The sequence below is a fragment of the Pontibacter kalidii genome (assembly GCF_026278245.1).
In the GTDB taxonomy this organism is placed as follows: Bacteria; Bacteroidota; Bacteroidia; order Cytophagales; family Hymenobacteraceae; genus Pontibacter; species Pontibacter kalidii.
The window spans coordinates 312,501-333,052 of sequence record NZ_CP111079.1; the positions used below are offsets into that span (position 1 = coordinate 312,501).

Consider the following 20,552-nt stretch of genomic DNA (forward strand, 5'->3'; position numbering starts at 1 on the left):
TGGTCGAGGAGAGAATCCTAAGGTGCTCGAGTGAATCACGGCCAAGGAACTCGGCAAAATGACCCTGTAACTTCGGGAGAAGGGGTGCTTCCTCTGGGCAACCAGAGAAGCCGCAGTGAAAAGGCCCAGGCGACTGTTTAACAAAAACACATGGCTTTGCGAAATCGAGAGATGAAGTATAAGGCCTGACACCTGCCCGGTGCCGGAAGGTTAAGAGGGGATGTTAGCCGCAAGGCGAAGCATTGAATCGAAGCCCCGGTAAACGGCGGCCGTAACTATAACGGTCCTAAGGTAGCGAAATTCCTTGTCGGGTAAGTTCCGACCTGCACGAATGGTGTAACGATCTGGGCGCTGTCTCAGCCGTGAGCTCGGTGAAATTGTAGTCTCGGTGAAGATGCCGAGTACCCGCAACGGGACGGAAAGACCCCATGAACCTTTACTATAGCTTAGCATTGACGCTGGGTAACTCATGTGTAGGATAGGTTGGAGGCTGTGAAGCGGTGTCGCCAGGCATCGTGGAGCCGTCCTTGAAATACAACCCTTGAGTTGCTTGGCGCCTAACCTCTCAAAGAGGGGGACAGTGCTTGGTGGGTAGTTTGACTGGGGTGGTCGCCTCCAAAACAGTAACGGAGGCTTTCAAAGGTTCCCTCAGCACGCTTGGTAACCGTGCGCAGAGCGCAATAGCACAAGGGAGCTTGACTGTGAGGCCTACAAGCCGAGCAGGGCCGAAAGGCGGATATAGTGATCCGGTGGTTCCGTATGGAAGGGCCATCGCTCAAAGGATAAAAGGTACTCTGGGGATAACAGGCTGATCTCCCCCAAGAGCTCATATCGACGGGGAGGTTTGGCACCTCGATGTCGGCTCGTCACGTCCTGGGGCTGGAGAAGGTCCCAAGGGTTCGGCTGTTCGCCGATTAAAGTGGCACGCGAGCTGGGTTCAGAACGTCGTGAGACAGTTCGGTCCCTATCTGTTGTGGGCGTAGGAGATTTGAGGGGTCCTGACCTTAGTACGAGAGGACCGGGTTGGACGAGCCTCTGGTGGACCTGTTGTGGCGCCAGCCGCAGCGCAGGGTAGCTACGCTCGGACGGGATAAGCGCTGAAAGCATCTAAGTGCGAAACCCGCCCCAAGATGAGATCTCCCTGGAAGGGCCGTCGAAGACGACGACGTTGATAGGCCGCAGGTGTAAAGCTAGAAATAGCAAAGCCGAGCGGTACTAATTGCCCGGGCGCGTTCTACAGGCCCCGGCTTTACCGGCCCGCCGCTCTCACCTTTTTTTTTCATCTCTCCCCCACATATCATGTCTACAAAGCATTGCGCACGCATAACAGCCGTGCCGACGATAATGGTGGCTATGGCCCCGGTGAGCACCTCTTCCCATTCCGAACAGAGCAGTTAAGCCCGGGAGCGCCGATGGTACTGGGTTCACCCCCGGGAGAGTAGGTGGCCGCCAACCCCAACAAAGGGGCAGCAGGAGAAATCCCGCTGCCCCTTTTTTCTTTTTCCTCCCCCCACCCCCCACCTCCAAGGCCGGCGCCGAGCCAAGCCACAGAAAAAGCCCCAACCTTAGCGATCGGGGCTTCTCAAGCGGATCCTGTACTTGCCAACAGGCTAGCTGTTGATAAACCTGGGGTTGATCAGGTTCTCTATTCCGATCAGCATCTTTACAACTCCGATCAAGCATCTTTACAACATAGCAGGAAGCCTTCTACTCAATAGCATTAGAATTTTACGGCCTTACCCTTGCAGGATTAAAGTAGTTAGGTGCTCCTCCTGTTTTTCTTCATCTTCTAACTTCTCAACAGAAATTAAAGTATAGCTCTGGGGGCATGTTGTTTTTTCACCTGCGCCTCTTTAACTTGAGCTATGGCATTCCTGTACCCATCCTTTCTGTTTGCACTGGCAGCTGTGGCTGTTCCGATTATACTTCACCTGGTGCAGTTAAGGCGTGCCAAACGGGTCATGTTCAGTAATGTCAGGTTCATCCAGGTATCGAAGGATCTTACGGCAAGCCAACGCAACCTGAAGGAACTACTCATACTCCTCTGCCGGGTTCTTTTTATCGTGTTTCTTGTGCTGGCTTTTGCGCAGCCCTTTCTGCCAGCCTCCGATGCGGCAATGGCTACTGATGGATCAGATGTAGGCATAGCAGTAGATAATTCCTTTAGCATGCAGAACCTGCACATGGAGGAAGACCTGACACTTCTGCATGTGGCTACGGATAAAGCCAAGGTTATAACTGATCTTTTCCCCGCTTCCGCTGCTTTCAGGCTATCGGGCACAGAAAGTCTAAACCACGGAGCGCCTGTACAGAAGGGTGAAGCTGCAGCCATTCTTGATCGGCTTGATTTCTCCGCAAAAAGGTTTACGCCTTCCCAAGTGCTAAAAAGCCAACCCAGCCATATTTTCATACTTTCGGACTTTCAGAAGAACAACTTTTCGCCAGCTGTACTGGATGCTGCTGATTCACTTACGCAGGTGCATCTTGTCCCCTTGGCTGCCGCCAACGTATCCAACATCACCATAGATTCTGTTTACCTGGAGGATGAGTTTGTAAGACCCGGCGCAGAGAACAGGCTGCATGTGCTGCTGACGAACACAGGATCGGAGGCGGTGGAAGATGTGCCTGTAAAACTTTTTATACAGGAGGAACAGGCATCAGCACTAAGTATAGATCTGCCGGCAAAGCAATCAACCGCAGCGGTGATGTCTTTTAAGGCATCCGCAGGCAGGGCAACGAAAGCTTATGTTCAGGTAGAGGACTACCCGGTAGAGTTCGACAATACGTATTACTTCGTGCTGGCTCCCTCTGCTCCCATCAAGGTTGTTGAGGTTACAGATAACCAGAACTCTGAACTGCAGCGCCTGTATGGCAACGAGCCATTCTTCAGGTTCGCCTCTTTCCGGAGCGGGAGTATAGATTATGCCACCTTGGCTGCCGCTGACATAGTCATACTAAATGGAGTAGAGTCGCTATCGGCAGCGCTGGCGGCAACTGCGGCCAACTATGTAAATGAAGGAGGGAGCCTAAGTATAATTCCACCTGCCGATCAGGATAAAGGGGCTTATGCCGCGCTTTTCCAGAGTCTGAACCTGCCTGCCTCTTTTACAGGCTCAGGTGCCGAAGTTGCCAAGACCTCCCTGGCCGCACCGGACCCCAATAACCCCTTCTTCCGGAGTATCTTTTCTGATTTTGATGCCGAGATGCAGATGCCGGCTGCCGGCAGAAGTATAGCCTGGACCAGGGCATCGGATGACATCCTCAAGTATAAAGGCGGTGCACCGTTCCTTTCCCGTTTCGACAGGGGCAGCGGCTTTGTCTACCTTATGGCCGCACCGCTGCAGGAAAACTATAGTGCACTGCCTAACCATGCGCTCTTTGTTCCCATTATGTACAGGCTGGCTATCAGCAGCTATAAGCAAGCGCAGCAGCTGGCGTATACTTTGGGAGGAGGGACCATCCAACTACCTGCGTCGGTGCAATCCAGGCAGGAAGGCGTGTACGAACTCAGGAGAGATAGCCTCGCCTTTATACCTGAGCAGCAAGTGCGCGGGGGCAGGCTATACTTTAATGTGCCTCCGGACATGAGCGAAGCAGGTTTTTACACGTTGCAGTTGCAGGACTCCGCAGTGGCTACCCTGGCTTTTAATTACGGCAAGGAGGAGTCTTACCTGGAGCAGTATAGCCCCGATGAACTCCGCACGCTGCTGGGCAAGGGCCGGCCAAACGTGCACGTGTACGACTACGGCGATGCGTTTTCGGTGAAAGGTGAGTTTGAAAAACGATATTTTGGCGTCAAGCTTTGGAAATATTGCCTAATATTGTGTCTGTTTTTCCTGATGGCCGAAATAGCACTTATTAGATTCCTCTGACATGAAAGTACTTCTCCGAGCAGCAACTATTTACAATCCCCAATCCGAGTTCCACCTGCAGCAGCAGAACATCCTTATCGAGAACGGCGCTATTGCCTACATTGGGCCTGATGAGCAGCAGGCAGATAAAGTAATTGCGACCGATGGTCTCTGCGTATCGGCGGGATGGGTGGACATGCAGGCCTATGCCGGTGAGCCGGGGCTGGAGTATAAGGAAGACCTGGAGAGCCTGGCCGCCGCCGCTGCCGCCGGAGGCTTTACTGAGGTGCTGCTGTTGCCGAACACCGAGCCGGTGGTGCAGACCAAGGGCGCCATTAACTTCATCAAACACAAAACCCACACGTTGCCGGTAACGCTTCTGCCCGCCGCTGCTGTAACCGTTGATGCCCAAGGCAAAGACCTGACAGAGATGATCGACCTGCACCGCTCGGGGGCTGTGGCTTTTACAGACGGCACGCACCCCTTGCAGGGCGCAGACGTGATCCTGAAGGCGCTGCAGTACCTACAGCCTTTTAACGGCCTGCTGCTGAACAGGCCGGAGCATACGCGCCTTACCGAGAACGGGCAGATGCACGAAGGCGAGGCCAGCACCCGCCTGGGGATGAAAGGCATCCCGGCCCTGGCGGAGGAGGTAACCATTACCCGTGACCTGCAGCTGCTGCGCTACACAGGCGGCAAACTGCACTTCTCGCTTATCTCCACAGCGGCTGCCGTAGCGGCTATCCGCAGGGCGAAGGAAGAGGGGCTGCAGGTAACCTGCGACGTGGCCAGCTACCAGGCTGCCTTTACCGATGAGACCATGGAGCCGTTCGACACCAACTATAAAGTAACGCCGCCCTTCCGTACCTCAACCGATGCGGCAGCCATAAAAGAAGGCTTGAAAGACGGTACCATCGATGCACTGGTATCGGCCCATATGCCGCAGGACGTGGAAGCAAAGAAGCTGGAGTTTGACCTGGCGGAGTTCGGCATCATAAACCTGGAGACAGCCTTTGCGGTGGCGAACACCACGTTGGAACTGCCACTGGAGCAGCTGCTGGAGAAACTGACAAGCAACCCGCGCCGCATACTTGGCTTGCCTGAGGCGTGCCTGGCAGTGGGCGAGGCGGCAAGTCTCACCATCTTCGTCCCCGAGCAGACCTGGGTACCGTCGGTGGATAAAAGCAGATCCAAATCGCACAACAGCCCCTTCTTTGGCCGTGAGTTGAAAGGGCGTGTACTGGGAACAATACATAAGGGGCAGTTAGTGCTCAACGATTCTTTTTAATATATTTATACCTATATTAAGGTAGGGTAGGCCCTGTGCCGTATTTGCCCGAGGGAGAGACTATGTTTAATCAAACAATTGTGCGGATTGGTATACGGTATGGAGTGCTGAGCGGCCTCATCTGCTTTGCCCTGGTGGCGCTGCTATACGTTGCAGGCTACAATCCCTTCGGCGACATGGGCAGGATCTCCTATTTACCGATTCCGATCTTCGTCTTTCTGGCCATCCGGAACTATAAAAAGTATAGCGATACAGAGCTGACGTTTGGCAGGGGACTGCGGGTAGGTCTGGCGGTGGCATTTTATACGGCCCTGACCTCTGCCTTGCTGGTACTGGCGCTGATATACCTGGTGGGGCCTGAAATCCTGCAGAACCATATCGCCGAGATGCAGGCCCTGATGGAGGAGACGCGGGAGCAGCAGGTGCAGTTGCTAGGGGAGGAGTCGTACAGGGGCGTGTATGAGGCGCTGGAGAACCTGACGCCTACGACACAGGCCGCTGATTTCTTTTTGTGGAGGTTGATTGTGGGCAGCATCTTCGCGCTGGTGGCTGCCGTGTTTTTCCGGAAATAATTTCATCTAAACCTATAACACATCAACTATGACTGAGAAACAACCTTCCGTTGGATCTGTTGCCTTAAAGTGGGGCTTCATCTTTGCGCTGATCGGCGTTATTTTTACCCTGGTGCTGATGGTGTCCGGCATGGCAGAGAACCGTTGGATCTCCAGCCTCGCTTACCTTATTCTGATAGGAGGTATCGTGATGGCCATGAAGAACTATAAGGAGGAAAACAATGGTTTCATGTCGTATGGCCAGGGATTGGGTATTGGCTCGATTGTTTCAGTTGTTTACGGCCTCCTTTCCGGTATCTCGTCCTGGCTGTATATGGAGTTTGTGGATCCGGATTATATGAGCCGCATCATGGAGAAACAGCGCGTGCAGATGCTGCAGGATGGCATGACCGACGAGCAGATCGATGCGGGTATGGCTATCGCTGAGAACTTCCAGGGGCCGTTCACAGTGATCCTCGGTTCTGCCTTGATCACGTTGATTTTTGGGTTTATCCTGTCGCTGATCATCTCTGCGGTGATGAAAAACTCGCGACCGGAGTTTGAGTAAAACATGCAATACACTTACGATATTTCGGTAGTAGTTCCGCTCTTCAATGAGGAGGAGTCGCTGCCTGAACTCGTGCGCTGGATCAGGAGAGTGATGCATGCGCACCAGTTTTCTTATGAGGTGATACTGGTGGACGACGGCAGCACCGACCGCTCCTGGGATGTGATCAACGCCCTGGGTGAGGAGGACAAAGCCGTTAAGGGCATCAGTTTTAACCGCAATTACGGCAAGTCTGCCGCCCTGAACGAGGGCTTCCGCCGCTGCGAGGGCGAAGTGGTCATTACCATGGACGCGGACCTGCAGGACAGCCCCGAGGAGATCCCGGCCCTCTACGACATGATCAAGCACCAGAAGTATGACCTGGTGAGTGGCTGGAAAAAGAAGCGTTTCGACCCTCTGAGCAAAACCATTCCTACAAAGTTCTTTAACGGCGCCACACGCAGGCTTTCGGGCATAAAGCTGCACGACTTTAACTGCGGCCTGAAGGCCTACCGCCAACTGCTGGTTAAAAGTATAGAGGTACACGGCGAGATGCACCGTTACATTCCGGTTATCGCCAAATGGAACGGCTTTACCAGGATAGGCGAGAAGGTGGTGCAACACCAGGAACGCAAGTATGGCACCACTAAGTTCGGACTGGAGCGCTTCGTGTACGGTTTCCTTGATTTGCTATCGATTACGTTTGTGAGCCGCTTTAAAAAGCGCCCGATGCACTTCTTCGGCTCGCTGGGCACGCTGATGTTCGTGATGGGCCTGGGCATTACGATCTGGCTGATCGTGCAGAAACTGTTTGGCCTATACTCCGATGGCCGCGTGCGTGACATTGTGGACCAGCCGCTGTTTTTCCTGGCGCTGGTGGCCGTTGTACTTGGTGTGCAGCTGTTTCTGGCCGGATTCCTGGCTGAGATGATCTCCATGGCGTCAAGCAAGCGCAACGAGTACCTGATCCGAGACAAAGTAGGCTCCATTAAAAAATAATGGCGAGGCGGGTAATCATCGTCGGGCCGGCGCACCCGCTGCGGGGCGGAGGCATGGCCACCTTTAACGAACGCATGGCCTATGCCTTCCAGGAGGCGGGCTGCGAGGTGGAGATCGTGACCTTTCGCCTGCAATACCCTTCATTTCTCTTCCCCGGCAAGAGCCAGTTTACCACAGAGCCTGCGCCCGATGGGCTACGAATAAAAGTCCTCATCAACTCCATCAACCCTGTTAGTTGGTGGCGTGCGGGGCAGTATATCAAAAAGCAAAAGCCTGATCTGGTAGTGTTCCGGTACTGGCTGCCGTTTATGGGACCGGCGCTGGGCACGATAGCCCGCCTTATTCGCCGCAACAAGTATAGCCGCATCCTGGCCATCACCGATAACGTGGTGCCGCACGAGAAGCGCCCCGGCGATGAACCCCTTACCCGGTATTTTCTCAGCTCCTGCCACGGCTTCGTAACCTTGTCGCGCGCTGTGCAGCAGGACCTGGAGCGATTTGAGCCGCAAAAGCCCAATGCATACCTGCCGCACCCCCTCTACGACAACTTTGGCGAGGCCGAGACTAAAGAGGCCGCCTGCGCCGCCCTGGGGCTGGACCCAAAGTATAACTACCTGCTCTTTTTCGGCTTTATCCGTGCCTACAAGGGGCTCGACCTGCTGCTGCAGGCCATGGCCGATCCACAGGTGCAGGAGCTGCATAACCTGAAGCTGGTTGTGGCCGGCGAGTTTTACGAGGAGGCCGCGCCCTACCACCAGCTCATCGAGCAACTGCAGCTGCAGGACCGGCTTATACTTCGCACCGATTTTATACCGAACGCCGAGGTGCGCCACTACTTCTGCGCCGCCGACCTGGTGGTGCAGCCTTACAGACACGCCACGCAGAGCGGCGTGACGCAGGTGGCCTACCATTTTGACAAACCGATGGTGGTCACGCGCGTGGGAGGCCTCTCGGAACTGGTGCCGCACGGCGAGGTGGGCTATGTGGTGGAGCCGCAGCCACAGGCCATCGCCGCCGCCATTCATCACTTCTACTCTTCCGGGCAGGCGACTATACTTGCCGGGAACATCAGCAAGTATAAAAAGCGCTTTAGCTGGAGCCGCTTTGTGCAGGCGGTGTGGGAACTGGCGGAGCGGGTGAAAGTTTAGCACCCTACTTTCGTACAAATTACCTTCATTTTTCGCTGACACAGCACTCTCTGTACGCTGAAGTATAGTTATCGGTATATATTTGCAGCAAATATTTGCGGATGATCAAGATTGAAAAATATAGTGAGTTAACGCCTTCTGCCAGAAACGTTCTTAACCAGCTTATTGAGGAGGAATTTGGTCACGTTGCCTTTGTGCAGGAGCGTGTGTGGGCGCAGCCAGAGTGGGTGCTGACGATGTATGAGAACGGCGAGGTAGCTACGGTTTGCCATGTGGTACTGCGCGAGGTAAGTATGGATGGGAAGAGGTATAAAGTAGCGGGTATCAACAACGTTATTACACCAAAGAACAACAGGGGCAAAGGCTATGCAAGCCAGGTTTTGCGCGAGGCGGAAAAGCTTGTTTTCGAGGAGTTAGGTTATGCCTACGCTCTGTTGCTCTGTGCTGACGCCCTGTTGCCGTTCTACAGCCGCACGGGGTGGTATAAAGTAGAGGATTGTGCGTTATACTATCATCAGCCAACGGGTGAGGAGATCTACAACTCTAACGTGATGCTGCTTCCGGCGAACAACCTGCCCCCTTACAACCCTAAATACATTAACCTAAACGGGCTGCCCTGGTAAGGCCTGCTGCTTTCTGGCGTCCGCCTTCTGCTGTTTTTCTGGTAGCTGCTTATACTTTTGTAGTTACAGTTTTAATTTGCCTTACAAGTATAACTCCTAACTAAAACTATGAAAAAGGAAAATTACATACTGGTGCTGGGCGCCGGTGGCAACATCGGCGGCAAAGTGGCGCAAGAGCTGCTATCTAGAGGCGCTAAGGTAGGCGTAGTAGGCCGCAACCGTAGCCGCTTAGGGCAATTTGAAGGCAAGGCGGAAGTATGGGAAGGCGATTTTAACGATGACGCTTTTTTGCATCAGGCGTTCCTGAAAGCCAACAGGTTGTTGCTGACCGTGCCGGATGATGCTTTCACAGATGTTGCTGCCACAGCGCAAAGGCTGGCGCGTTTGCTGCAAGGCACAGCAGTAACGCATATTGTCAATATCAGCAACAGCATCATCCAAAAAGCAGGCAAGCCAACCAGGCTGGTGGCGCTGGAAGAGGAACTGAACCGGTACTTGCCTCAGCACCTGCTGCACCTGCGCTGCGGAAACTTTTTCGAGAACCTGAACTGGGGGCTCCACACGCCTTATGCGCCTAATCTGAAACTACCTTATGTTTCCTCTTATGAAGTGGCCTTTGAGGCTGCTAACCATCTGCAGCAGCGGGATTTTACAGGTAAAGAGGTAAAGGCTTTACTGGGCGAGCGTGATTATGGCATGGCGGAACTGGCAGCGGCAGCCGGCGTCACCTACCAGCAGTTGCCCTACACTCCGGAGAACATCCACTTCTACAGGCCTTTTAACGAGGGTGACTTTGAGGTGGAGCCGCGCATAGGGAAGCGCGAGCCAGGCACTGACGAGCGCTTTACGCTAACGTACTTCCTGCAGCACGACCTGCAACGAGGCAAAGTATAAAGCGCGGCTACAAGTATAAATCCACCCAAAACAAAAATCCCCGGAAGCCGAAACTGCCGGGGATTTATAACTTTATACTTCAGTAAATCAGATCAGCTGCTCCACGCCGGTATAGTTAAACGGAGAGATTTTCTTCAGCTCCGCCTTCACCTCCTCGCTTACCTGCAGCGTGTCGATGAAGGTATGGATGCGCTCCTGAGTCATCTTTTCGTTTTTGCGGGTCAGCTCCTTCAGTGCCTCGTACGGCTGCGGGTAGCCTTGGCGGCGCAGCACTGTCTGGATGCCCTCCGCTACCACCGCCCAATTGTCCTCCAGGTGTGCGTGCAGGGCGGCCTCATTCAGCTCCAGTTTCCCAATCCCTTTCTCCAGGGATTTGAGGGCGATAAGCGCGTGCGCCAGCGGCACTCCCACGTTACGAAGAACCGTAGAGTCCGTGAGATCGCGTTGCAGGCGGGAGATAGGCAGCTTGGCAGACAAGTGCTCCAGCAGCGCATTGGCGATGCCCAGGTTGCCCTCAGCATTTTCAAAGTCGATCGGGTTAACCTTGTGTGGCATGGCAGAGGAACCCACCTCACCGGCCTTTATCTTCTGCTTAAAATAACCCATCGACACGTATTGCCATACGTCGCGGGAGAAGTCCAGCAGGATCGTGTTCAGGCGCTTCAGCCCGTCGAAGTACGCGGCCAGGTTGTCGTAGTGCTCAATCTGCGTGGTGTACTGGCTGCGGGTCAGGCCCAGCTGCTCCTGCACGAAGCGGTTGCCGAACTCAGGCCAGTTTATACCTGGATACGCCACATGGTGGGCGTTAAAGTTGCCGGTAGCACCGCCGAACTTGGCCGAGAAAGGCACCTGGGCCAGCAGGTCCAGCTGACGCTGCAGGCGCTCGGCAAACACCATGATCTCCTTGCCCAAACGGGTAGGGGAGGCCGGCTGGCCGTGCGTGTGCGCCAGCATCGGCACGTCTTTCCACTCATGCGCCAGTCCCTGCAGGGTTTGCAGTATACTTTGGTAGGTTGGCAGCAGCACGCGCTCATGCGCCTCGCGCAGCGAGAGCGGAATAGCCGTATTGTTTACGTCCTGGGAGGTGAGCCCGAAGTGGATGAACTCCTTATGCTCGCCCAGGCCCAGCTGGTCAAATTTCTCTTTCAGAAAATATTCTACCGCCTTTACATCATGATTGGTGGTTTTCTCCGTTTCCTTGATGGTCAGGGCCTCCTGCTCCGTAAAATTCCCGTAAATGGCGCGCAGCTCCGGAAACAGGCTTGCGTTAACATCCTGCAATTGTGGCAGCGGCAGCTCGCAGAGCGCGATAAAGTACTCTACCTCCACCAGCACACGGTAGCGGATCAGGCCAAACTCCGAGAAAAAAGGGGCAAGGTCGCTGGTGTGGCGGCGGTAACGGCCATCTACCGGCGAAATAGCGGTAAGTGTTGTCAGGTTCATGGTTTGGGGATGTGATTCTCCTCTTCAAAGATACACACCTTTGCCACACAAAGCCAATTCTGTGGCGCCCGTTTATACTTTATACTTTGTGCGGGGGGCGCCGGCCGCACAGAAAGTAGACGCAACTTATTGAATCTGAACAGGGTTAAGGTGTTGTGCGTCAATATTTTTTGGCACTAAGCTTGTGGATAGGGGCGTGGCTGGTATATCCTAACGGGGCCGCAGCCGTAAGAAGTGGTAAAAATAGGTATATAGGCTAATTCATGAGTGACTATATAGAGAAAAGTGCCTATTACCTGACGCCACTTTTTTTGATACAGATTCTTATTACTTAATTCGCATCGGACTATACTTTGGACCATCGTTTGAAAAATAAAGTTATCATGTGGGTTGGCGGTGTGCTGGCCTTCCTTGTGCTCCTGTTTGCGCTGCTTTTTGCCTTCCGGAGTAAAATGCTGAGCTATACGGTGGAGCGCGTTATCGCGAAAGTAGAGAGCCGCTACCCTGTAGACCTCAACATCGGCAATGCAGCTTTTGTCAATTGGAATGCCGTGGTGCTCAGCGATATCACGCTGGTGCCGCACGGCCTTGACACCCTCTTTACCACCGACAGTGTGCACGCCACCGTGGGCTTCCGCTCCCTGTTTAAGGGCCGTGTCGTGTTCAGGCGCCTGGAGGTGAACGACAGCTACCTGACCGCCGTCAAAAAGGGCGACGTGACAAACTTCGATTTCCTGCTGAAAAAGGATGAGAAGGCCCCGGAGCAGCCCAAGGATACCACGGAGGCAGGCCGCAACTACGGCCAGCTGCTCAACCGCCTCCTCGAGACCGCCTTCGACAACGTGCCCGACCAGGTGGATTTCAAGAACTTGAACGCCTCGTATACTTCCACTAGCCGCACGATTGACGTGCGGATGCCCTACCTGCTGATAAACGACGGTAAAATTGACTCGGAGGTGTATGTGCGCACCGATTCGCTGGTGAACAACCTGCATGTAAAGGGCACCATCGACGCGCGCGACTATAATATCTCGGCCAGCCTCTATACAGCCGATACGGCAGGTATCCGCCTGCCTTATGTGCAGCAGAAATTTGATGCCATGGTGGCCTTTGATACGCTGCACGTGAGCCTGAAGGATAAAAAGTACCGCAACGACGTGCTCACCGTGAGCGGCTCGGCCATGGTAAACAACCTCATGCTGAACCATCCGAAGTTGGCCGATGAGGACATACAAGTGGTGGAGGGCGCCGTAAATTATGTGCTAAAGCTTGGCCAGAACCTCTTTGTGGTGGACAGCCTGACGGAGGTGCGCGTTAACAAGGCCCGCGCTAACATATACGCCTCCTATCAAAACAAAACCTCCAAAATATTTGACCTCAAGGTGAAGACGGAGAAAGTGCCGGGCAACGATTTCTTCAGCTCCCTGCCGCCCGGCCTGTTCGAGAACCTGGAGGGGATAAAAACCCAGGGCTGGCTACAGTACGACCTTAATTTCCACCTGAACATGGACAGCGTGGAGCAGGTGGTGTTCGACTCCGACCTGGATGCCTCCGAAGACTTCAAGATTGTGGAGTGGGGCAAGACGAACATAGAGAAGATAAACAGCTCGTTCACGCATACCATGTATGAGTATGGCAAGCCGATCCGTACGTTTACCGTGGGGCCCGCCAATCCGTTTTATGCGCCGATACATACGATATCGCCTTACCTGCGCAATGCCATTCTTTCTGCCGAGGATGCGGGCTTCTACAGCCACAACGGTTTCCATGAGGAAGCGTTCCGGCAGGCTATCATCAAGAACCTGGAGGAGGGCGATTTTGCCCGTGGCGGCAGTACCATCTCCATGCAGCTAGTGAAGAACGTGTTCCTGACGCGTCAGAAAACCATCACCCGCAAGGTGGAGGAGGCCATAATCGTGTGGCTGATCGAGAACCTGGACCTGGTGTCGAAGAACCGCCTGTTTGAAGTATACCTCAACATTATTGAGTGGGGGCCGGATGTGTACGGAGCTAAGGATGCCTCGCGCTTTTACTTCGGCAAGCAACCGTCGGAACTGAATCTAGCGGAGGCTATCTTTCTGACCAGCATCATCCCGAGCCCGAAACGCTACCGCGCCTCCTTTGATAACCAGGGCAACCTGCGTAGCTGGAAATCGGGGTATTACCGTATGCTTGGGGGGATCATGCGCCGCCGTGGCCTGATATCGCAGGAGGAATACGAGAACCTGTACCCGAACGTGCACCTCTATGGTCGTGCCCGCGACCTGATCGTAACCGCGCCGGACACGACCATGATAGAGGAGGACACAAACCAGTTTGAGCTGGAGACCATTGATATGCTCGATTTTTAAGGATCTGAAGTATAAAACAGCCCCTGCAGCTTCGGTTGCAGGGGCTGTTTGCTTTTATAAAGTATAGATTGCGTATACTTGCGCTGATGAAAAAAGTACAGAACGCGGAGCAAGAACCTATCGGCCTGATTCCGAGAGCCAGTGCCATGGCCGCACGTGTGGGGCTGGATTGGTTTCTGCTGGCGCTGCTAGGCATGATTGTGCTGGCCTACCTGTGGCCGGAACTGGGCGTGGACCGGGAGCCGCTCTCGCTGGGCGATGTGGCCAACTATGGCGTGTCGCTGATCTTCTTTTTCTACGGCCTGCGCCTGAGCCCCGAGAAACTGAAAGTAGGCCTGAGCAACTGGAAACTGCATGTGGTGGTGCAGCTGAGCACATTTATACTTTTCCCGCTGCTGATTCTGCCCCTTTATACTTTGTTCAGGGACACACCGCAGGAGCTGTTGTGGCTGGGGGTATTTTACCTGGCGGCGCTACCCTCCACGGTGTCCTCGTCAGTGGTGATGGTGTCGATAGCGGGTGGCAACATCCCCGGGGCGATTTTCAACGCCAGCATTTCCAGTTTGATGGGCATTTTCATCACGCCGCTCTGGATGGGCCTGTTCCTGACCACAAGTGCAGAAGGGTTTGACATGGGCAGCGTGATGGGCAAGCTGGTGCTGCAGGTGCTGCTGCCGGTGGTGCTGGGTATACTTTTGCACCGCTACTGGGGCGCATTTGCCGAGCGCAACAAAGGCCGTCTCCGGGTGTTCGACCAGATCATTATTCTGCTCATCGTGTTCACCTCTTTCGCAGAGTCGTTTGCGCGCAAAATGTTCAGCGGCTACAGCGTTACCGATATACTTATACTTGGCGCTGCCATGATCGGGTTGTTCTTCCTGGTGTACGGCATCATCTATGGCATAACCAAAGCGCTGGGCTTTAACCGCGAAAACCAGCTGACGGCCATCTTCTGCGGCTCTAAAAAATCGCTGGTGCACGGCACGGTGATGTCGAAGGTGCTGTTCCCCGGAGGCAATATGGTCGGCATTATCCTGCTGCCCATCATGATTTACCACGCCCTGCAGCTGCTGGCCTCGAGTATCATTGCGCAGGCGGAGGCGCGCAGGAAGGTTGTGGAGTAGCTCTTAGAAGGATACTGAGGATGTGTCCAACCGCCCCTGCCCCTCAGACTGCGCTCGCTACCTTCGAACTCGCGTTCTCGGTAGTCCAAGGAGGGGAGCTCTGTTCATGCTCCGTTAGCTCTAGCTATCGAATCTGATCCCAGTCTTTGCGATGAGCGCCTTGTAGATTTCCGGTGCCCGTGAGGGCATTGCGACGTCAGGAGCAAAGGAAATGTACAAGGCGCGATGCGGGAAAGAGTTTACCCCGAAGGATTTCGGGGAGCCCTCCCGGGCTGGAGGGAGCCAAAGCCAGAAATGCAACGGTAGCTTTGTAAGACCGAGGATCAGCGGAAGCTAGAAAGTATAACTTGTGTCAAGTTGCAGGAGGCAGCGGCTAGGGAAGTATAAGCCAGCAAGTATAAGCAAGGCATAAAGTATGGCTCGCGCGGATTACAAATCCGCGACTATTATACTTCCGGATTGCAAATCCGAAAGAGCGGAAGTATGGCTAAAGTATAAATATGGCTTTTCATGTCAGCTGGGTTGCAAAGCCGACGCCATGGATGGATACAAGTCTGAAGACTTGCACCATGGAAAAAGGCAAGTATACAAGTATAGCTGAAGTATAACTCGAAGGGAAAAGTATAATGCAAGTATAAAAAGCAAAACACCCACCTGCTACAAGAGCAAGCGGGCGCTTCACAAGTATAGAAATCGCGTTTTTAAGCCATTTGTTTCTGCTTCTGTGCCTCTACAGCAGCTTCTTCTTTATCTAAAAGCTTCCTGTCAAGTATAAAGGGGCCGAAGGGCAGGAGGGAGGCGATAAAGCCAGCCGCCACTTTTTTAAATCCCCAGTTGTGTGCCAGCGTTACCTGCAGCAGGGCCAGCATGTAGAGCACGAACAGCAGGCCGTGGGCCCAACCAACGTACTTTACAAACAGGGGCATGTCGAACATATACTTTAAGGGCATAGCGATACCCAACAAAATAAGGTAAGACAAACCTTCGTAAATGCCCACCGTGCGGAGGCGCGAAATTGGAGTTTTCATGAGAGCTGATTTCTTTGGTAAATGTTGCTGCCTTGCAACAAGACAAAGGTACAAAACGTGCCCTACATGGTTCCCGAAATTCGACAGAAGTATACTTCAGGCTGTTACTCTACACTAAAAAGGCTATTGCTGCTCTACCGGTTTAGCAACAACCGGCGCGGCAAATACTTCGTTTTGGATACCAAGGGAAAAGCCGTGAATGCTGTCGAAAATCGCCTTTACAAAATCTTCATCCAGGCCTATCTCACCAGCGACCTTCAGCCTGTTTTCCAGTATCTCCTTCCAGCGTGCTGATTGGTAAATATCGAGCGCGTTAGCGCGTTTATACTCACCGATCCGCTTCGACACATCCGCGCGCAGGAACAGCATGTTTAATAATTCATGGTCCAGTTTGTCGATGAGGCTGCGTAGGTCCTGTAGCTGCTCTGGCTGCGCCACCCGCTCGCTCTCCAGGTCCAGCACCGTGAGCAGCTTATCGAGTCCGGCCGGTGTTACCTGCTGCGAGGCATCGCTCAGGGCCACATCCGGGTTAATGTGCGTTTCGATCATCAGGCCATCGGCACCTAAATGCAGGGCCTGCTGGCTTACAGTCTCCAGCAAGTCACGGCGGCCGGCAATATGACTCGGGTCGCAGAGCAGCGGAATGCCAGGGGCCAGGGTACGGATTTCCTGTATGGTTTGCCACTTGGGGTGGTTGCGGTAAGGTTTGCTGTTAGGCGTAGAGAAGCCGCGGTGAATCAGCCCCAGGTCGGTGATGCCGGCACGGTTCAGGCGCTCCAGCGCGCCCAGCCACAGCTGAATATCCGGATTTACTGGGTTTTTCACCATCACCGGAATGTCCACGCCCTGCAGCGCATCGGCGAGCTCCTGCACCGAGAAAGGGTTTACGGTTGTGCGAGCACCCACCCAAAGTATATCCACGCCATACTTCAGCGCCTCTTCCACGTGCTGGGTATTAGCTACCTCCACGGCTGTTTGCAGCCCTGTTTCCTGCTTCACCGTCTGCAGCCACTCCAGCCCCACCTTGCCTACTCCCTCGAATTGTCCCGGGCGGGTACGGGGCTTCCAGATGCCTGCCCTGAAGATAGAAACGCGGTGGTCTTTCTTCAGCTCGCGTGCCGTCTGCAGCATTTGTTCTTCCGATTCGGCACTGCAGGGGCCGGCGATAACGGTTGGGAGGGGGCCACCATTCAAGATTTTTGTGGTAGCTACTGTGTTGAGGTTAGATGTGTTGGTACTCATGATTTATAATTGATTTAAAATTTCTGTTGATGATGTTATTCTGTTGATGGCTTCTTTGAGCTGATCAGCGGGAGCGCAGAGGGAAACCCGCAGGTAGCGCTCGCCCTGGCTGCCGAATATTTTGCCGGGCGTCAGGAAAATGCCCTGCTCATAGAGGAGCTGGTTTAGGTATACTTCTACATCGGCTACCTCCTCGGGCACGCGTGCCCACACAAACATGCCTACCTGGCCTGGCGTGTAGGTGCAGCCGAGCTGATCGAGGAGGAGGTGCGCCAGCTGCTGCCGTTGGGCATACACGGCGTTGCGCTCCGCGTGCCAGCTTTGGCTGTTATGGAGGGCGGTAATGGCGGCCTCCTGCACCGGCAGCAGCTGCCCTGAGTCGAGATTGCTCTTCACGGCAAGTATGGCCGACAGGTACTCCTGTTTCCCCAGCACCATGCCTACGCGCCAGCCCGCCATGTTATGCGATTTGCTGAGCGAGTTCAGTTCCAGGCAGTTTTCTTTGGCGCCGGCTACACGTAGCAGGCTCAGCGGCGATTGCTCGTGCAGCACCAGGCTGTAGGGGTTGTCGTTGATGAGCAACAGGCCGTGCTGCTGCGCAAAGGCCACCAGCCACTCCAATGTATGCATGGCGGCGGGAGTGCCTGTTGGCATGTGCGGGTAATTGACCCACATCAGCTTAAAGCCGCCCTGCGCCACCAGCTGCTCCAGTTCCTTTGGCTGCGGAAGCCAGCCGCTTGCCTCTTCCAACGTATAGCTCACAATCTCCGCGCCGGCCAGGCGTGCCGCCGCGGCATAGGCCGGGTAGCCGGGGTTGGGCACCAGTACCTTGTCGCCGGGATTCAGGAAGGCCATGGATATATGGAAAATGCCTTCCTTAGAGCCCGCCAGCGGCAGTACCTCCTGCTCCTGCAGCTCCACGTGGTACAGCTGCTGGTACCAGGCTTGCATGGCCTGACGTAGCTTAGCCGTGCCGTTGTAGGGCTGGTAACCGTGGCTCGTGGCCTGCTGCGCCGACTGCGCGAGCGCCGCTATGGTAGCCTCGGAGGGAGGCAGGTCGGGGCTGCCGATGCCGAGGTTGATGATGCGTTTGCCCTGCGCCTGCAGTGCCCGCACCTCCGCCAGCTTTTGCGAGAAGTAATACTCCTGCACGTGCTGTAGCCTGTCTGCTTTAGGTATGATCATCTTCTTAACGTATGGCTGCTGTCTCTTTTTCGGATGCTGAGGTTAGCGGACGCGCCGCCTTCTGCAGCAGCCCCAGCACCTGTAACTCTTCCACCAGCGGCCGTACCTGCGCGATGGCCTCCTGCAGCTGCTCCACATGCTCCGCCTCCAGCTCTGCCACCATGTCGCCTCTCTCCTCTGAAGAAGGGAGGTGCTGCAGGAGCGCCAGCTCTACCTGGTGCTTCTGCAATAGACTTAGCAGTAAAGTGAGAGTGGCGGTATGCAGCGGCTTGCGGAAGGTAAGTATGGCCTTGTTGGCAGTGGCCGGTATGGCAGGCTGCTCCCGCTGCAGCAGCAGGAAGCGGGTATGGTTATGAGCCGATTCGGCGATGCCAGCGGCCAGGATCTCCAGGCCGTAAAGCGCTGCGGCCGCTTTTCCGGCAATGGCGGCTGTGTGCTGCAGCTGCTGTTCCTGAATGAGCTTCGCACTGTCGGCGGTATCGTGGGTTTCCTGTGGGTGCAGGTGCGGGTGCTGCTGCAGAAAGCCGCTGCACTGTGCCAGCGCCACCGGGTGCGATAGCACCGTCTGTAGGCTGGCTATACTTTGCCCTGGCAGCGCCATCAGGTTTTGGTCAATGGGCATCCAATGCTCTGCCGCTATGTGCAGCCCGTGCTCCTGCAGCAGCACGTAGTTGGGCAGCAGGCTTCCGGCCAGGGTATTCTCAATGGCCATCACGGCGATATCCACCTCCGCCTGCTGCAGCGAAGCGCAAAGGCTGCGGAAGGTGGTGCAGGGCACCGTCTCCACGGATCTGCCGGCGAGCAGCTGCCTGGCAGCCGCATCGTGGAAGGAGGCGGGCCCACCCTGTATGGCAATTCTGGTTCTGTTCATGGTGTGGATGCTATGGGGTTAAAAAGAAAAAACCCCGCTTGTGGCGGGGCTTCTCGGTTTATACTTTGGTGTGTTTCACAAACACAATAGCATTACCTGTGGAGCCCCGGCGGAGTACCAAAAAAGTAAAAGCTAAAGTAAAATGTGTTGTGCAACATGTGTTTATACATCTTTCTGCTCCAAAGCTAGTTTGTGAGATTCAGAAATCCTACTTAAAAATTACTTTTATTACGCCACCGCTGATGACTCCACCCCGCTTTGCGGGTACTTGCGGTGCTGCTGCAGCGCCTCCATCAGCGTTCTCACAAAGTGGCTGTCCATCTCGGTATAGTCGTCTCGCTGCAGCCAGGCGTCCAGCTCGCGCTGCCAGCGGCTTACCTGCAGGCTCTCCTGCACATCGCCCATCTGGTGCAGGCTTATCTTCTGCGATACCTCGCGGCGGCGCAGCAACAGCTCCATCAGGGCCTTGTCCATGCTGTCCATCTGCTGGCTCAGGTCGTCGAGCTGCTCTACCAGGTGGTTGGTGCCGTCCAGCTTCACCTTCGTTTCGATGGCGTTGATGAGCAGCCCCAGCTCCTGCGGCATCAGCTGCTGCTGCGGGCTGCTGAGTGCCGCAGCCGGGTTCACGTGCGACTCGAACAGCAGGCCATCTGCTCCCAGGTCTACGGCTTTCTGGCTAACCGGGTACAGCAGGCTGCGGCGGCCGGCAATGTGCGCGGCATCGCAAAGTACGGGCAGCTCCGGATGCATGTCCTTCAGCTGCAGCATGTGGTCCCAGCGCGGGTGGTTGCGGTAGGGATACTGCTCATCGGCGGTAAAGCCACGGTTGATCAGGCCAAGGTCGGTGATGTCGGCCTGATTGAGGCGCTCCAGCGCTCCCAGCCACAGGCCCAGGTCCGGGTACACCGGGTTGTTCACCAGTACAGGCATATTAGTTCCTTTCAGGGCAGCGGCTATCTCCTCCATGGCGAAAGGGTTTACCGTCGCGCGCCCGCTGATGCTCAGGATGTCTACGCCATACTTCATGGCCTCCTCGGCATGCTGTACATTGGCCACTTCGCAGGCGGTGCGCAGGCCGGTTTCTTTTTTCACCATGTCAAGCCACTGTAGCCCCACCGTACCGACACCCTTGAATGAGTTAGGGCGTGTGCGCGATTTCCAGATACCAGCACGTAGCACATTAATTCCCTTAATGGCTTTTAGCTGTTGGGCTGTTTTCAGCATCTGTTCTTCGCTCTCGGCACTGCATGGTCCCGCAATTAGCACCAGGCTGCCGTCTGCATGTCGGAAGCTGCTTTTCTGTGCTACATTGATCGGTGCTCTACTTGCTCTCATGGTTTTGGCATGTTAAATAATCTTGTTTTGTTTTTGGTTGATATAAGTTTGAGATACGCTTAAAGCAAAAGA

Annotated in this window: 16 protein-coding genes and 2 rRNA genes (1 of these 18 only partly in view); 12 read left to right on the forward strand and 6 right to left on the reverse strand. The window is 54.8% G+C overall.

What is annotated here, in order from left to right:
- From OH144_RS01315 to OH144_RS01360, 10 genes are all read left to right on the forward strand, one after another.
- Nucleotides 1-1,239, forward strand: a 23S ribosomal RNA gene (locus OH144_RS01315); it begins 1,654 nt to the left of the window's first position.
- A gap of 104 nt (nt 1,240-1,343) precedes the next feature.
- Nucleotides 1,344-1,455 (forward strand): 5S ribosomal RNA (gene rrf / locus OH144_RS01320).
- Nucleotides 1,456-1,865: 410 nt separating this feature from the next.
- Nucleotides 1,866-3,872 carry a BatA domain-containing protein gene (locus tag OH144_RS01325; protein ID WP_266204483.1) on the forward strand — a complete coding sequence of 669 codons (2,007 nt, stop codon included), beginning with the start codon at nt 1,866-1,868 and terminating at the stop codon, nt 3,870-3,872.
- 1 nt (nt 3,873) lies between these two features.
- Nucleotides 3,874-5,139, forward strand: a complete 1,266-nt coding sequence (locus OH144_RS01330) for a dihydroorotase (RefSeq protein ID WP_266204484.1) — start codon at nt 3,874-3,876, stop codon at nt 5,137-5,139.
- Nucleotides 5,140-5,201: 62 nt separating this feature from the next.
- Nucleotides 5,202-5,711, forward strand: a complete 510-nt coding sequence (locus OH144_RS01335) for a DUF4199 domain-containing protein (protein ID WP_266204485.1) — start codon at nt 5,202-5,204, stop codon at nt 5,709-5,711.
- Nucleotides 5,712-5,739: 28 nt separating this feature from the next.
- Nucleotides 5,740-6,258 (forward strand): DUF4199 domain-containing protein, encoded by a 519-nt coding sequence (locus OH144_RS01340; protein WP_266204486.1) that lies wholly within the window; start codon nt 5,740-5,742, stop codon nt 6,256-6,258.
- Nucleotides 6,259-6,261: 3 nt separating this feature from the next.
- Nucleotides 6,262-7,236 carry a glycosyltransferase family 2 protein gene (locus OH144_RS01345; protein ID WP_266204487.1) on the forward strand — a complete coding sequence of 325 codons (975 nt, stop codon included), beginning with the start codon at nt 6,262-6,264 and terminating at the stop codon, nt 7,234-7,236.
- The gene (locus tag OH144_RS01350; protein WP_266204488.1) at nt 7,236-8,384 is read left to right on the forward strand and encodes a glycosyltransferase; all 1,149 of its coding nucleotides are present in this window, start codon (nt 7,236-7,238) and stop codon (nt 8,382-8,384) included. Before OH144_RS01345 ends, OH144_RS01350 begins: the two co-directional genes overlap by 1 nt.
- Before the next feature lie 101 nt (nt 8,385-8,485).
- Complete coding sequence (locus OH144_RS01355; protein ID WP_266204489.1) at nt 8,486-9,007, forward strand: GNAT family N-acetyltransferase; 522 nt, start codon at nt 8,486-8,488, stop codon at nt 9,005-9,007.
- Between the two features lie 108 nt (nt 9,008-9,115).
- Nucleotides 9,116-9,901 (forward strand): NAD(P)H-binding protein, encoded by a 786-nt coding sequence (locus tag OH144_RS01360; protein WP_266204490.1) that lies wholly within the window; start codon nt 9,116-9,118, stop codon nt 9,899-9,901.
- 87 nt (nt 9,902-9,988) lie between these two features.
- Here OH144_RS01360 and purB read toward each other — a convergent pair whose 3' ends face one another.
- The gene (gene purB, locus OH144_RS01365; RefSeq protein ID WP_266204491.1) at nt 9,989-11,344 is read right to left on the reverse strand and encodes an adenylosuccinate lyase; all 1,356 of its coding nucleotides are present in this window, start codon (nt 11,342-11,344) and stop codon (nt 9,989-9,991) included.
- A 365-nt stretch (nt 11,345-11,709) separates the two neighbouring features.
- Here purB and OH144_RS01370 point away from each other — a divergent pair, with 365 nt between their 5' ends.
- Together OH144_RS01370 and OH144_RS01375 are read left to right on the forward strand one after the other, a co-directional pair.
- Nucleotides 11,710-13,695, forward strand: a complete 1,986-nt coding sequence (locus OH144_RS01370) for a biosynthetic peptidoglycan transglycosylase (RefSeq protein ID WP_266204492.1) — start codon at nt 11,710-11,712, stop codon at nt 13,693-13,695.
- Nucleotides 13,696-13,781: 86 nt separating this feature from the next.
- Complete coding sequence (locus OH144_RS01375; RefSeq protein WP_323134769.1) at nt 13,782-14,819, forward strand: bile acid:sodium symporter family protein; 1,038 nt, start codon at nt 13,782-13,784, stop codon at nt 14,817-14,819.
- A 701-nt stretch (nt 14,820-15,520) separates the two neighbouring features.
- On the opposite strand, the gene OH144_RS01380 is transcribed toward OH144_RS01375, so the two are convergent.
- The 5 genes from OH144_RS01380 to OH144_RS01400 form a co-directional block, all read right to left on the reverse strand.
- The gene (locus tag OH144_RS01380; RefSeq protein WP_266204493.1) at nt 15,521-15,847 is read right to left on the reverse strand and encodes a DUF3817 domain-containing protein; all 327 of its coding nucleotides are present in this window, start codon (nt 15,845-15,847) and stop codon (nt 15,521-15,523) included.
- A 123-nt stretch (nt 15,848-15,970) separates the two neighbouring features.
- A complete protein-coding gene (locus OH144_RS01385; protein ID WP_266204494.1) occupies nt 15,971-17,089 on the reverse strand; it encodes a chorismate mutase in 1,119 nt (372 codons plus the stop codon).
- Nucleotides 17,090-17,092: 3 nt separating this feature from the next.
- A complete protein-coding gene (locus OH144_RS01390; RefSeq protein ID WP_266204495.1) occupies nt 17,093-18,274 on the reverse strand; it encodes a pyridoxal phosphate-dependent aminotransferase in 1,182 nt (393 codons plus the stop codon).
- Between the two features lie 4 nt (nt 18,275-18,278).
- Complete coding sequence (locus OH144_RS01395; RefSeq protein WP_266204496.1) at nt 18,279-19,145, reverse strand: prephenate dehydratase domain-containing protein; 867 nt, start codon at nt 19,143-19,145, stop codon at nt 18,279-18,281.
- Between the two features lie 228 nt (nt 19,146-19,373).
- Entirely contained in the window at nt 19,374-20,480 is a 1,107-nt protein-coding gene (locus OH144_RS01400) for a 3-deoxy-7-phosphoheptulonate synthase (RefSeq protein WP_266204497.1), read from the reverse strand.
- Between the last annotated feature and the right edge of the window lie 72 nt (nt 20,481-20,552).